General features: G+C 53.2%; 12 protein-coding genes. 7 read left to right on the top strand and 5 right to left on the bottom strand.

The genetic code is table 11. From position 1 onward, the window contains the following. Positions 1-17 precede the first annotated feature (17 nt). Entirely contained in the window at positions 18-1,397 is a 1,380-nt protein-coding gene (locus tag MHI24_RS27520; protein ID WP_340022719.1) for a sugar porter family MFS transporter, read from the top strand. Positions 1,398-1,611: 214 nt separating this feature from the next. Here MHI24_RS27520 and arsC read toward each other — a convergent pair whose 3' ends face one another. After that, positions 1,612-2,031: an arsenate reductase (thioredoxin) gene (gene arsC / locus MHI24_RS27515; RefSeq protein WP_340022718.1), complete on the bottom strand. Its 420-nt coding sequence runs from the start codon at positions 2,029-2,031 to the stop codon at positions 1,612-1,614. A gap of 21 nt (positions 2,032-2,052) precedes the next feature. Beyond that, entirely contained in the window at positions 2,053-3,342 is a 1,290-nt protein-coding gene (locus MHI24_RS27510) for an arsenic transporter (protein WP_340022717.1), read from the bottom strand. 224 nt (positions 3,343-3,566) lie between these two features. Here MHI24_RS27510 and MHI24_RS27505 point away from each other — a divergent pair, with 224 nt between their 5' ends. From MHI24_RS27505 to MHI24_RS27495, 3 genes are all read left to right on the top strand, one after another. Continuing rightward, the gene (locus MHI24_RS27505; RefSeq protein ID WP_340022716.1) at positions 3,567-4,016 is read left to right on the top strand and encodes a MarR family winged helix-turn-helix transcriptional regulator; all 450 of its coding nucleotides are present in this window, start codon (positions 3,567-3,569) and stop codon (positions 4,014-4,016) included. Between the two features lie 75 nt (positions 4,017-4,091). Continuing rightward, the gene (locus MHI24_RS27500) at positions 4,092-4,898 is read left to right on the top strand and encodes an arsenite methyltransferase (protein ID WP_340022714.1); all 807 of its coding nucleotides are present in this window, start codon (positions 4,092-4,094) and stop codon (positions 4,896-4,898) included. 22 nt (positions 4,899-4,920) lie between these two features. Then, positions 4,921-5,415 carry an arsinothricin resistance N-acetyltransferase ArsN1 family A gene (locus tag MHI24_RS27495; protein WP_340026816.1) on the top strand — a complete coding sequence of 165 codons (495 nt, stop codon included), beginning with the start codon at positions 4,921-4,923 and terminating at the stop codon, positions 5,413-5,415. Between the two features lie 239 nt (positions 5,416-5,654). Here MHI24_RS27495 and MHI24_RS27490 read toward each other — a convergent pair whose 3' ends face one another. Together MHI24_RS27490 and MHI24_RS27485 are read right to left on the bottom strand one after the other, a co-directional pair. Continuing rightward, a complete protein-coding gene (locus MHI24_RS27490) occupies positions 5,655-6,041 on the bottom strand; it encodes a class I SAM-dependent methyltransferase (protein ID WP_340022713.1) in 387 nt (128 codons plus the stop codon). Positions 6,042-6,264: 223 nt separating this feature from the next. Then, positions 6,265-9,807 carry an LAGLIDADG family homing endonuclease gene (locus MHI24_RS27485; protein WP_340022712.1) on the bottom strand — a complete coding sequence of 1,181 codons (3,543 nt, stop codon included), beginning with the start codon at positions 9,805-9,807 and terminating at the stop codon, positions 6,265-6,267. A gap of 372 nt (positions 9,808-10,179) precedes the next feature. Between MHI24_RS27485 and MHI24_RS27480 the strand changes: the two genes are divergently transcribed. From MHI24_RS27480 to MHI24_RS27470, 3 genes are all read left to right on the top strand, one after another. Next, the gene (locus MHI24_RS27480; protein ID WP_340022711.1) at positions 10,180-11,925 is read left to right on the top strand and encodes an SNF2-related protein; all 1,746 of its coding nucleotides are present in this window, start codon (positions 10,180-10,182) and stop codon (positions 11,923-11,925) included. Then, positions 11,922-12,956 carry a YqhG family protein gene (locus tag MHI24_RS27475; RefSeq protein ID WP_340026815.1) on the top strand — a complete coding sequence of 345 codons (1,035 nt, stop codon included), beginning with the start codon at positions 11,922-11,924 and terminating at the stop codon, positions 12,954-12,956. Before MHI24_RS27480 ends, MHI24_RS27475 begins: the two co-directional genes overlap by 4 nt. Before the next feature lie 198 nt (positions 12,957-13,154). Continuing rightward, positions 13,155-14,234, top strand: coding sequence for a hypothetical protein (locus MHI24_RS27470; RefSeq protein WP_340022710.1), 1,080 nt, complete (start codon positions 13,155-13,157; stop codon positions 14,232-14,234). A 143-nt stretch (positions 14,235-14,377) separates the two neighbouring features. Here MHI24_RS27470 and MHI24_RS27465 read toward each other — a convergent pair whose 3' ends face one another. Continuing rightward, positions 14,378-14,572 (bottom strand): YqzE family protein, encoded by a 195-nt coding sequence (locus MHI24_RS27465; RefSeq protein ID WP_340022709.1) that lies wholly within the window; start codon positions 14,570-14,572, stop codon positions 14,378-14,380. Positions 14,573-14,576 lie beyond the last annotated feature (4 nt).

Genomic DNA, 14,576 nt, shown 5'->3' with positions numbered 1-14,576 from the left:
AAAGAAGGGAATGGTACATGATGAACAAAGTATCGAGCAAATTTATATTTTTCTTCGGCTCGTTTGCGGGGATTCTGTTTGGCTATGATATCGGCATTATTGCCGGTGCGGAAGGACATATCAAAAGCGATTTCAGCCTGAGCTCCCTCTGGATCGGGATTGTCGTCTCTTCGCTGATGGGCGGAGCGATTATCGGCTCCATACTAAGCGGCTTGCTGGGGGATAAGTTCGGCCGCCGGAAGCTGATTCTGATCTCTTCCCTGATCTTCTTCATTGGGGCCATCGGCTCCGCCGTTGCGCCGGACGAAACAACCCTGACTGTGGCCCGGATCTTCCTGGGAATTGCGGTCGGAACAGCGTCTTCCCTCGTTCCCGCCTATATGTCTGAGATTGCGCCAGCTCACATGCGCGGCAAGCTCTCCGGGTTAAACCAGCTGATGATTGTCATCGGCATGCTGCTTAGCTATATCGTGGCCTTCCTCTTTGAACCGGTTACGGGCAGCTGGCGGTTAATGCTGGGCAGCGCCGCCTTGTTCGCCATTATCCTGTTCCTGGGTATGCTGAAGCTGCCGGAATCGCCAAGATACCTGATTAAGAACGGCATGAGCAGCAAAGCCCGTGAAGTACTAAGCGCGCTGCGCACCTCTACGGAAGAGATCAATGCCGAAATCGCCGAGATCGAGGGCGTTGCCGAGCATGAGCAATCCGGCATCGCTCAGCTCTTCCATTCCAAGTTCCGGATGGCCTTAATCATCGGGGTCGGCATGGCCACCTTCCAGCAGATCCAGGGCGCCAACTCCATTGTCTACTACGCCACAAGCATTGCCCGCAACGTCGGCTTGTCCCCTCAGCTGGCTGCCGGATTCACCGTCATCGTTGGGGTTATCTTCGTGTTAACAACAATCCTGTTCCTGCAGTTTGTGGATAGATTCAACCGCCGGACCATCCTTACCGTGGGCAGTGCAGGGATGGCGTTATCCTTCTTCACCCCGGCTCTGCTCGGCGGATTCGGTGTTGAAGCCGGCGTGCTCAATTGGGTGACCTTAATCGCGCTTTGCAGCTTCATCCTGTGTTATGCCTTTTCCTGGGCGCCGCTGACCTGGATTATTGTCGGGGAAATCTTCCCGCTCTCCGTCCGCGGCATTGGCGGCGGCATCTCCTCCGCCTTCAACTGGACCGGTTCGCTCGCTGTTGGTCTGATCTTCCCTATTCTTGCCGACCGGTTCAGCTTCGGCGTCATCTTCTCGGCCTTTGGCTTCATCTGTGTCCTGGGTCTCCTCTTCGTCCGCTTCGTGGTCATCGAGACCAAAGGCCGCACCCTGGAGCAGATCGAGACCGAGATGGCCCTTCATTCGGAACAAAAACAGCTAAAGCACCGGCTGCAGACGGAAGGTTAAAGATGGAAGGTTAAAGCGTATCGTCATAAAGGCTGACCAAGAGCTGGAGCAACCTCTGGCGGCTTGGTCAGCCTTGTTTTAATACAAATCTTCCGAAATTTTCTGTGCCACCAAATTTAGGGCGAAACCTTGCCAAAGGTTTGGGTTCTGATAGTCGGCAATCAAATGAGGATTTATGATAATTTGCTATTATAGTTCTCTTTGTTGTTCTTCATTATCTTCCTGTTTCAGCAAAATGTTTGATCCGTTCGCCCACTTGATCACGAACCCGCTGGAAGACCGCCCACTTCTCCTCATCCGTTCCTTGGGCTTTTGCGGGATCGTCGAATCCCCAATGTTCACGTTTCACCTGAGGCGGAGTAACGGGGCATTTATCTGCTGCATCTCCGCACAATGTAATGACCAGATCGGAGCTGTTCAGCAGCTGCGGATCAATAATATCTGATGTTTGACCTGAGATATCTATCCCTACTTCGCTCATTGCCTGAACAGCTTTCGGGTTCAATCCGTGAGCCTCAATGCCCGCACTATATACGTTCCATTCATTGCTCAAATATTTCTTGGCCCAGCCTTCCGCCATCTGGCTCCGGCAGGAGTTTCCTGTACACAAAAAGTAAATGGTCTTCTTATCCATGAGTCGCTATCTCCTTTGAGTTTAAAATAAGTTAAATGTTATATACAGACCAAGCAGGGTGATGAACAGCGTAGGGATCGTCAAAATAATGCCTGTTTTGAAATACGTTCCCCAGGATATTTTCACACCTTTGGTGGAAAGCACATGCAGCCACAGTAAGGTAGCCAGTGAACCAATCGGTGTAATCTTAGGTCCTAAATCAGAACCAATGACATTCGCATAAATCAGGGCTTCCTTAATCAATCCAGAGGTGTGAGTAGCATCAATGGCTAGTGCATCAATCATTACGGTAGGCATGTTATTCATTATGGAGGAGATCACCGCGGCAATAAAGCCCATCCCCATCGTTGCTGCGAACAGCCCTTGATCTGCAACCGCCTGAATGACATCAGCTAATACATTCGTAAGTCCGGCATTTCTCAGACCGTACACCACAACATACATACCAATGGAAAAGAATACGATCGCCCAAGGTGCACCCTTCACTACTTCCATGATCGGTACAGCAGGACTTTTTCTTGCCATGAGCAGGAAAAAGACCGCGATGATACCTGCCACTACAGATACCGGAATGTTCAGGAACTCACTGACAAAATATCCTATTAGCAGAACTGCAAGAACAAACCAGGACAGCTTGAACATTTGCTTATCTTTAATAGCCTCTTCAGGTTTTTTTAGCTGGGAGCTATCAAAGTTTCTTGGAATACTTTTACGGAAGAAGAAGTAGAGTACAAGAATACTTGCCCCTAAGGAAAATAAGGTAGGCATCAGCATCCGTCCGGCATATTCCATAAAGGTAAGTCCAAAAAAGTCAGCTGACACGATATTTACTAAGTTGCTGACAACCAGTGGTAAAGAAGTAGTATCTGCTATAAACCCGCTGGCAATGATGAATGGAAAAACCCTTTTCTCATCAAAATTGAGCGCGCGGACCATAGCCAGCACAATTGGTGTTAGAATGAGTGCTGCTCCGTCATTAGCAAAAAATGCCGCTACTACGGCACCAAGAATGATGACATAGATAAACATCCGGGCTCCATTCCCTCTGGCAGCCTTGGCCATATGTAGAGCTGCCCATTCGAAGTATCCAATTTTATCGAGGATCAGGGAGATCAGGATGATGGCAACAAATGCAAGTGTAGCATTCCACACAATCAGCGTAACATCCAGAACATCATGGAAGCTGACTACACCGGCGAGTAAAGCGATTAACGCTCCGCCGCAGGCAGACCATCCAATAGACAGATTTTTAGGTTGCCAAATGACAAAAATCAATGTGACTATAAATATTAGACTTGCCGGAGCTACCAATTGTATTCCCCCATTTTATGCCAAAATACTACGTATCCCATGCACTCCCTCCAAAGATTAAGTTCAACCTCGTACATCATTATATAATTATAAGATTATATATTCAACGCCAAAATATTATGGCTAACGGCTGGCTGAGAGATGTCAAACTATATAAGACAAGTAAATTTATTATTTGCATATTGCAATTAATTACGGTATAACTAAGTCAAGAGGTGAGAATAATGGAAACCCCACGAGAACTACTCCAAATCATGACCCGGCGTTTAGGATTGCTCAATAAGGACTGCTGCAGCGTAGGAGGATGTAATCTTTCCGCGACCCAAAGCCACCTGCTATATGAGATAGACCGGAGCCGTAACCCTTCCATGCAACAAGTCGCAGAAACACTTGGCACTGATATTACAACCTTCAGCAGACAAGTCCAGTCTTTGGTCAAATTGAACTTGGTTAAGAAGACCCCTGATCCTACAGACCGAAGAATTTATAACCTGTCACTTACGCCTCAAGGAAAAATGGTGGCTACAACTATTGATCAGCAAATGAATGAATACCTGAATGAAGCCTTCTCGCATATGAGTGAGTTTGAAGTGGAAACTTTACTACGGTCCATTAAGCTTTTCAACGAAGCCATGGGGAAATCCAGCAACTGCTGTGCACCTGTAAAAGGGTGATTTCTCTTCACCAACACTTGCATTTTGCAAGTTATCCTTTTGCCAAAACAAATGTTAAAAGAGGAGTGTTTAATTATGAGCAAACTTACAAATGATCAAATCCGCCAAAATGTACGGGGGCGCTATCAAAAAATTGCTGTTAAAAAGGTCGAAACCTCTTCTTCCTGCTGCACACCTGCTGACAGCAGTTGCTGTGACTCCCCAACTGATTTCGATGCTATCTCCGCTAAGTTGGGATATTCCAGTGAGGATCTGGCCGCAGCTCCTGTAGGCGCCAACTTAGGGCTTGGTTGCGGCAATCCCCAGGCAATCGCTGAACTGCAAGCTGGTGAACATGTTCTGGACCTCGGGAGCGGCGGGGGATTTGATTGCTTCCTGGCCTCCCGTCAGGTAGGTAACCAGGGCCGTGTAATTGGAGTGGATATGACGCCTGAGATGATCAGCCGTGCAAGGGATAATGCTATAAAAGGAAAGTTCAACAACACCGAATTCAGATTGGGCGAAATTGAATATCTTCCCGTTGCTGACAATTCGGTTAATGTCATTATCTCCAACTGCGTAATTAACCTTTCACCGGATAAACAACAAGTATTCCGCGAAGCCTACCGTGTTCTTCAATCTGGTGGCCGTCTGGCCATATCTGACATCGTAACTACAGCTGAGCTTCCCCCTGAGATCAAAAATGACCTGGACGAATTGTATTCCGGTTGTATCTCCGGAGCCTCTTCCATCGCTGATGTAGAGCAGATGCTTCGGGAAAGTGGCTTTACAGAGATCCGTATTGAACCAAAAGACGAATCCAGAACATTTATCAAAGATTGGGTTCCTGGTGCGAACGTTGACCAATACATTGTTTCAGCTGTGATTAAAGCTAAAAAGTAAGCTATAGGGGGATTGTTATATGATTACTACGTTAACTGTTCGACAGGCTAGTCCAGAGGATATCGAAAGTATCCTTCGCATCTACAATCAGGGGATCGAGGACCGGATCGCTACACTTGAAACAGAGACAAAAGACTCCTCCTATATGGAAGCATGGTTCAACGATCGCCAAGGCCGCTTTAGTGTTTTGGTGGCAGAAACCGAAGGTAAAGTTATTGGCTGGGCCTCTTTGAATCCTTACTCCCACCGCTGCGCTTATAATGGGGTCGCAGACCTATCAGTCTACATTGACCGCAGCTTTCGTGGGCAGGGTGCAGGCAGCTCTCTCCTGGAGTCCTTACACAAGGTGGCAAAAGAAAACAGCTTTTATAAAATCGTTCTCTTTACCTTTCCATTCAATGAAAACGGTCAAGGGCTGTACCGGAAGATGGGGTATCGGCAAGTCGGAGTATTTGAGAAACAAGGGGTTATGGATGGAGAATTTATAGATGTGATGATTATGGAGAAGTTGCTTTGAGTTTAGTATAGATGTTTGGCGAAAATAATGAACTAAAAACAGCGGCGAGCCAAGACTGGATGAATACTGTCTTAGGCTGCCGCTGTTGTCGTTCAACTAACACAGGCTCTGTCAATATATACAGAGCCTTCTAACACGTTATTAATGACACGCATTTATTTACGAACTAAAACGACTCAAAACCTCTTTTTATTAATTCTTCATCGTGTTCCCTCTTCCTATTATCTTCCCCGATGCAATCAACCACCGTTTTTAACAGCCCTGGACAGTTCAGCAATCTGAGCGTCATAATTGTCGCCCACTACATGCCCCGACATCACAATATCGAAGGAATTATCCTCATAAGGGATGTTCTCGATCGTATCGTCTACGACTACAACATTATTAATATTCTCACGTTTGATTTTATCGCGCATGTACTCCCTTAGCATATCGGTGGGTTCGCACGCATAAACCCTTTTCGCCTTTTCTGCTGCGGCAAATGCAAGCCTTCCTGTACCGCTTCCCAGGTCGAGAACTACCTTATCCGTAAAATCTGCAAGTTCAAATAGTAACTGTTTATCCCAATCGTAAATATAATCGCAGTTTTGGTTCATAAGATCGGGATAAACATAAACGAAAACCATCTGTCCATTAACAAGAAGCTGTTAAAAGAAAACAAGCTATATTCTCTATGATTGTAGCTGGAACAAATTGTATTATCAATGTATAGTTCTTTTATTACTAACCTGCCCGTTAGCTTAATGAAACGTTGACAATTTACTTTTATAATAAAAAAATAACGTGGGAGCAACTATCGCTTCCCACGTTATTTTACATTTTAGAACAAAACTTGTTTGTTATCTCCCCTCACCCGCACCGGCTATACCCGCAATTTCCGCAAGTCTTACAACCCTCAATATTAATCAGCGAGGCGCTGCCGCAGGAAGGGCAGAGGTCGCGCGAGGCGGTAGCGTGATTATGCGCGCCGTGGCTGCCGTGACCATCATCCGCGGATGCGGCTGGGACGTTGGATTTCAGCTCGGCGCTCAGCGCCTCGTTGAAATCAAGCTCCAGTGTTGCGGCGATGGGCGCCGGGATGTGGTCGTCATGGGCGTTGGTCTGCACATGGGTCTCCAGAGCCTTGGCTACTGCGTCGGCAATGGACTCGACGCGGTTTGCGCCAAAACCGATGGCGCCGGAGCCGCCGATGCCCTTAAGATGCTTGATCAGCAGGCCGACCTTCTCGCCGTGGTCGCCGTAGCGCAGGAATAGCGAGCAGACGCGGCCGAGGGCTTCGGCCATGGCGAAGACGTCAGAGCCAGCCTTACCGACGTTCAGGAAGATTTCGGCCGGGATTCCGTCTAGATCGTTGATCGTGATATACGCCATGCCGAACGGCGTGTTGATCTTATAGGTTGCTCCGCGCAGCACCTGCGGGCGCTTCTTGTATTGCTTGTCCACTCCGCCGGTCCCCGGCAGACCCTCCGATGCTTTCATAGTGATTGGCTCTGCAACTACAGTATAATTATGAGGAGCTGCTGGTTCAGTAGCTTTTGCTTCCACCGGTTCGACTTTTGCCGCAGCGTCCTTCTTGTCTTCCTTCTTCGCCGTTTCCAGTACTTGCACGTCACGGCTGCCGTCACGGTAGATGGTCACGCCTTTGCAGCCCAGATCGAAGGCCATTTCATACAGCTCGGCGGTCTCCTCCACCGTGAAGTCAGACGGGCAGTTCGCAGTCTTGGAGATCGAGCTGTCCACCCAGCGCTGGATGGCGGCCTGTGCGCGGATATGATCCTTGGCGGACAGGTCCATCGAGGTGACGAAGTAGTCCGGCAGTTCTTCTCCCGGATGAGCTTCCAACCATTCCTGGGCAATTGGCACGAATTGCTCGTCATAGCCGAGACGGCTCTGGCGGAAATATTTGAAGGCGAAATACGGCTCGATTCCTGTAGATGTACCAACCATAGTTCCTGTGCTGCCCGTAGGAGCCTGGGTGATTACAGTGACGTTGCGCATTCCCTGCTTGCGGATGGCTTCGCCGACCTCCGGGTAGACCTCAGTGATATTCCGCATAAATCCGCTCTGCAAATATTTGTCGGTGTCGAACGCCTGGAACGAGCCCTTCTCTCCGGCAATCTCGGCCGAAGCCAGATAGGCCTCGCGGGCCATGAAGCCGTAGAGCTTGTCCAGGAACTCCAGCGATTCCGGGCTGCCATAGCGGATATTCAGCTTGATCATCAGCTCAGCCAGTCCCATTGTGCCTAATCCTACGCGGCGTTCAAGCTTCTGGTTGGCTTCATTTTCCGGGAAATGATACGGTGTCTTGTCGATAACATTGTCCAGGAAGCGCACGGAATACCGGGTGGTTCTCGCCAGGTCTGCCCAGTCCACATCATGCTTCTCGGCATCGTAGAACTTGGAAAGATTGACGGCGGACAGGTTGCACACGCCCCAGCCGGGCAGTCCTTGTTCACCACAGTTATGAGCTACAACACCGCCAGCGATCAGCGAATGCGTTACAGGCTCGGTAATATCGTATACTGTCACTACCTCGCCTGCTTCGATGCCAACGACTTTGGAGATAAACTTTTCATTTTTGCGGGAAGGTCTGGCAATGCGCTCCAGCGCCTCTTGTTTTCTGGTAAGCAGCTTGAAGCCGATCTTATTCTTGAACTCCAGGATGTTGTTGCCGCTTAAGATCAGCTCATAGAATCCACTGTGTTCATCGTTATTAATGGAGCTATTAATTCCGAAATTAAGCAGCAGCAATTGAACGCCTTGGAGCAGCTTCTTGGACGCTGAGGTCAGCCCTACAGTAGAGCGCATTTCGTCACGGTCATACACAGTTCCATCTGCCGAGAATAATCCTTGCAGGAAGGCTACGACTTTCTCGCGTGAAGCGGTATATAGCGCAGCCGGAATCTCTTTCTCGGCGGCTCTAACATCATTGACTCCGAGTTTCTCCAGCTCTTCTTTGACCCAATCCTCACCAAGCTCATCCTCAGCCGCAAAGCCGCCCTCACCGGACTGCAGGTACACACTATCTTCAGCACTCAGGTTCCGGGCCTCTTTCCAGCCGGAATCGGTAAATAGGCGGTGCTCAGGGGTTACGGACAGCTCGACTCCATTTTGCAGAGAGATCTTCAGGGTCTCTCTCGTCCCGGTCGGGAATACTGTAGCCCGTCTCATCTGCAGGCCCGGAATTTCATAGCTTCTGCCGCCGACCACTTTGGCCTGCTCCACTAGTCTCAGATCGGTTCCAACCAGGAAGGATTCCGTTCCGACCTTCTTATATAGCTCCTCGATGGTTAAAAGGCCGTATTCCGTGGCAATTCTGGTGTCCGGGTGGAAGCACGGATTAGTACAAATAATCGGATTGAAATACCAGCTATTCGACATCTGATTATAATATTCCATGAAAACAACGCCCGGCTCCGCTGATTTCCAGGCCGATTCGATAATCGTGTGCCAGACATCGCGGGCTTTGACGGTGCGGTACGGGATGACGCGGCGGTTGTCGGCCTTCCATTTATCCAGATCGCCGTCCCAGAGCGTGTCGTAATCCGGATCGGTGGTGTCGGGGAAGACCAGCTCCCAGTCCAGATCCTCCTTCACTGCCTTCATGAAGCCGTTGCTGACGCATACCGACAGGTTGGCGTTCGTGACCTGGCCCATCGTCTGCTTCACGGTGATGAAGTCCAGCACATCCGGGTGCCAGTCGTTGATCATCAGCATCAGCGCACCGCGGCGGCTGCCGCCTTGTTCAATCAGTCCGGTCGTATAGCTGAACAGGCCGCCCCAGGACACGGAGCCGCTGGAGGAACCGTTCACCCCACGCACAATAGCGCGGCGCGGACGCAGCGAGGACAGGTTAATGCCGACCCCGCCGCCGCGGGCCATAATCTCGGTCATCTCGGAGAGGGTCTCCATGATGCCGCCCCGGCTGTCTTTTGGCGATGGAATGACATAGCAGTTGAACAGCGTAAGCTCTTCGCTCGCCCCGGCGCCTGCCGCAATCCGTCCGCCCGGAACCAGCTTCCAGTCATCCAGAATCGAGCGGAACCGGCTTGTCCACTCCTCCTGAAGCTCAGGTGTCTTCTCCACAGAGGCCATCGCGGCGGCGAGGCGGTCCCACATCTCCTCCGGTGTCTTCTCTATATTCAGCGTCAGCTTCTCCACATCGGACTGCACCAGCTCGCCGCTGCGGGTCCTGACCGTAACGGTCCGGCCGGTACGCTCGACAATCTCACCGACCTCCTTGGTCGGGAACTTCGGATCATCCTTCGTCAGCACAAGGACGACATCGCCCACCTTCGCATGATTGCTGTCTGCATCCTTCCAGGCATAACGGTCCAGGAAAATTTTCTCGCTCAGACCTTCCAGACGATTGCCACGCTCTACTGTACTCAATAGCAAAACCTCCCGGTTGATTAATAGGTGATGCTTCCGGACACTTGAGGTGAGAGGCCCGCGGACGGACCACACTTCACACTTCTGTAACAATATATGGTGTACTTTAACTTCAAAACTATACCACATATTGTGCCTTAAGGTCTTTTTTGAAAAAACCAGCCCCGGGCGGGAATGCCCAGAAATCAGGAAAAGAACGCTTGTTTCCTCCGTCTTTCTCGTTTTTTTGCCGGCGGTGATCCTGAAAGCTTTACAGGGAAAATGCAGGTCCCGCAGGCGTCAGCCCGGTGAAGCGGGGTTATGAAATCTCTCTGAAACGCGCATACTACTGGTACGCATTCGATATGAAACCGCACCGGAGGAGGCTGCATCATGACGCAATTATTCCGCAATTCCCTGCCCCATGAGACCGTAACGGCTGCGCCGCTGCTGCCTGTTCCTCTTTCTTTTGAGCGAAATTGGCTGCAGGATCTGGAATCCAGACTCGACAAAGGCGGCCCCTGGGGAGACTGGCGGTTATCCCGTCTGGCCGTTCAGGGAGAGCAGTCGGGCCTGGTCACGAGCTTCGATGAGCTGCAGTGCATGAAGCATCTGTCCGGGCTGTCGCCGCTGCCGCATCAGCTTGATACCGCGCATAAGGTGCTGTTCGAGATGTCGGGACGGGCGATTCTCGCCGATGAAGTAGGCCTGGGCAAGACAATTGAAGCCGGACTGGTGTTAAAAGAATACCTGGTGCGCGGCCTCGTCAGCCGGGTGCTGATTCTGGTGCCCGCTTCGCTCGTCCTGCAGTGGGTGCGCGAGCTGAATACCAAATTCGGCATTGCTGCCGTGGCGCAGAAGAAGACCTACTCCTGGGGCAACGATATCGTGGTCGCCTCGATGGATACCGCCAAGCGCGACCCGCACAAGGAGATGCTGCTGAGCCAGGAGTACGACATGCTGATCATCGATGAAGCCCATAAGCTGAAGAACAAGAAATCGACCAATTACCAGTTCGTCCAGCAGCTGCGCAAAAAATACTGCCTCCTGCTCACCGCCACCCCCGTGCAGAACGACCTCGGCGAGCTGTTCAATCTGATTACCATTCTGAAGCCGGGGCAGCTTGGGAATCAGGGGGATTTTGCCGCCAATTTCGTTGTGGATAAACGCCAGCCTAAGAATGAGGTCCAGCTCCGGGGCGAGCTGTCCAAGGTGATGATCCGCAACCGCCGGGGCGAGGGTCCGGTGAATTTCACCAAGCGCAAGGTGCGCAACATCCCGCTCACCCTCTCTGCGGAGGAGAAGGCTCTGTATGACGGCGTGACCGCCTTCGTCAAGGACCAGTATCAGGAGGCGGGCGGCAATCTCAGCAGCATGCTCTCCCTGGTTACGCTTCAGCGCGAGGTGTGCAGCAGCCGCGATGCCGTGTTCGTCACGCTGGTTAATCTGATCAAGAAGCTGCCGGAGGACTCGCCTAAGCGCGAGCGGATGATGGGGCTGCTCCAGACAATCCGCACGGTCAAGACCAATACGAAGGCCGAGAAAACGATTGAACTGATCCGGGAGATGGACGAGAAGGTCATTGTGTTCACCGAATACCGCGCCACACAGGAGTATCTGCTGCAATATTTCCGTGACCACGGGCTGCAGTGTGTGACCTACTCGGGCGGGATGAACCGCGGCAAAAAAGACTGGATGATGGACCTCTTCCGCGGCCGCGCCCAGGTGATGATTGCTACGGAAGCGGGCGGCGAGGGCATTAACCTGCAGTTCTGCCACCATATGATCAATTTCGATCTGCCCTGGAACCCGATGCGGGTCGAGCAGCGGATCGGCCGGGTGCACCGGCTGGGCCAGGAGAATGATGTAGTGATTTACAACCTCTCCACACATGGGACTATCGAAGAGCATATCCTCCACCTGCTGCATGAGAAAATCAACATGTTCGAGATGGTCATCGGCGGGCTGGACGTAATCCTGGAGCGCTTCGAGCAGAACGGGTCGCTGGAGAAAAGCCTGTACAAAATCGTCCTCGAAGCCCGCAGCGACGAGGAGCTGCGCAGCGGGCTGGACGGCATCGGCGATACGCTCAGCGGACTGGCCCAGTCCGGACTGGATGAGAGCGGGGTGAACTCCTGATGCTGTCCCCTGCGGAAATACGTAAGCAGGTCATGGATTATCTGGAGGTGACTGAATGCACCATTCTGGAGGCCTCCCCGCTGCATGTGACGGTGAAGCTCTCCCCCCGCGCCGACCGGATGCTGACAGACCGCCCCTATTATTGGGGCTTCGTGGAGCGTACCGGCGCGGAGCCGGAGACGCTGAGCTTCAGCTTCGTCTTCGACCCGGAGAAGTACGATGCCTTGGCAGCGCAGGCCGCTGCACCTGCGGCCCGCCAGCGCAGCACGGCCGTCCGCCGTGCTGCGGAGGCCGAAGCCGGTGCGGAGCCAGGCACAGCCCAGCCTGCTGGCGGCGCACTGCCGCCCGGGGTGTCCGCGGCCCCGGAGGACAGCATTCTGGCCCGGTACTTCGGCATCGTTCCGGCGCTGCCGCGCCTCGGGCCCGGCATGATCCGCCGGGAGGATGTGACCTACGGCAGCAAGCGTCTGCGCCAGATTTGGTCGGCGGCGCGGGAAGAAGGCAGATGTCTGCAGCTGTTCGAGGACCCGGGGCAGCGGCAGCGGACCACGCTGTTCTCGGCAGCTTACGAGCCGTGGCTGGCGGTCTGCTACAAGGTGGAGATGACCTGTGATCTGAAGCGCGAGGAGCTGCATTTCATCGGTGTGTCGCTGACCTCCGGCCTGATCGTGCCGGATTTCCACGCCCGGCTGGAGTCCAGGGAGCTTACGCCGCGCCTGCCGGAGAATATCCATGTCCAGCCCTCGGAGCTGAGCCTTGCCGCCGGAGCCGACAGGCTGGAAGGGTATCTCACCTCCAAGCTGGCGCTGATGGATTATACCTGGGCTGAAGAAGCCCGCGAGCGGCTGGAGCTGGAGCTTAGCATCGTGGATCTTTATTATGCGGAGCTGCTCAAAGAGCAGGACGAGGAGAAGCGGCTCAGCATAGAGGAGCAATACAACCGCCGCCGTCAGGAGACTGCGTGGCAGTACGAGCCGCAGATTGCAGTTTCTGCCGTCACGTACGGACTGTTCCATCTGCGCAGCACATAGAATGCGACCCCGTCCGCTAAAAGCAGGCAAAAAAACAAGGAAATTCCCGCCGCCCGCCGCGACAGCAAGCAACAGCCTTTTCAGGGCTTGTCCCCTACAATTACAGTATGAAACGGAAGCCGGGCCGGATTCTGCAGCAGGGAACTCCGGGCTTGGCGCTTTCCGCTAACCTTTGGAACAGGAAAGGTGAACGAATCTATGAAGAACTATGCAAGGCAGCAGAGGGCGCTCCGGCGGCTGGGCCGCCTGCTCCTCTGCCTGGCGCCCGCACTGTCTCTGCTGGCTGCAAGCACCGCCTCTCCCGCTGTGCACGCCTCTCAGGCAGGCCGTGCTACTGTGACCCAGGCTGTCATGCAGGAGGCGCTTCCGGCACTGGCCATGAAGCCGGTTCCGGCGCCGGAGACGCTGAAGGCTTTTACACAGCAGATGATCGGGCAGTTGTCGGCTAATGCTCCTTTTAAGGAATGGAAGGATGCCGCAACCGAGGTCTATCCGCTGGGTCCGGGGACGCGCAGCTGGCTGGTTAATGTGATGGACGGCGGACAACGGATCGGCTATCTCATTATTTCTGCGGCGGACAATGGCAGCTATCTGCTCAGTGAATATGGAGCCGGAACAGACGGCCTTCCCTACAGTATGAACGAACTGCGCCAGTATCTGGTGCAGCAAGGACTTATTCCAGCTACTTCTTCAGGTACAATCAAGCTTAAAGCGCTCTATGCTCCATTGTTGCCGGTCTGGGAACTGACAATTGGGCACCAAACAGTGTATCTTAATGCCTCTGTCCCGGAGGTGCTGCCCTGGACCTCCAAGGAGGCTGAACGGATTCTGAGCGTGCTGCCCGACAGCACAGCCGTACTATCCTCCAAGGCGGATCAGTTACGCGCTCCCCTGCCCGCCCTTCTCGGCGGCGGACAGGATGATCCGTATGCCGATCTGCTGTGGCTGACTGCACCTGCACTGAAGAATATAAATGAAGCAAGCCTGACCGCCTTGCTTCAGCAGCGGGGCAGCCTCGCCTTCCAGTCAGCCGGACACAACGATGCGCTGGGTGCACCGTTCATGATTACCGGCAGCCAGCGCTGGCTGAAGGCCGATGCGGCCGGAGGCTCAGCCGGCAATGAACCCGCCGTGGTCTATGCCGCCGCCGGTCCAGGCGGGCTGCGCTTCCTGCCGCTGGGCGCACTCCAGCACGCCGGAACCTTCCATGAACCGCCTGCGCCGCTGCCGGGAGAAGCCGTGCTGGGCTCGGCTCCTTCGCCCGGTTCAAGCCGGTAGACGCGCAGGGTTGCCGCTCTCCGGCCAGCGGCCAGCCGGCAGATTGGCAAGTTGAACCGCCGCATACTGAAACAGCCTTCCCGGGTGCCGTTTAATCGGCGCTTGGGAAGGCTGTTTGCTGTTTAGTGAAACTGAAGCCCTGCTCACTCCTTGCTGTCTCCGTCCCGGCTCCACTTGCTGCGCCAGACGGACCAGGCGAGCGGCAGGGTGCCGAACCATTTTTCCGCCCATGGCTGCTTCTCTGCCTTCCGTCTGGCGTGCACAGCACGCGGGTTCTCAATATACACGACAACCTTCTCCGTAATGTACTTCACCAGATCATCTCCGCCGGATGCCATAATG

The sequence above is a fragment of the Paenibacillus sp. FSL K6-1096 genome (assembly GCF_037977055.1).
In the GTDB taxonomy this organism is placed as follows: Bacteria; Bacillota; Bacilli; order Paenibacillales; family Paenibacillaceae; genus Paenibacillus_AQ.
This window is presented reverse-complemented; position numbering and strand designations above follow the sequence as displayed.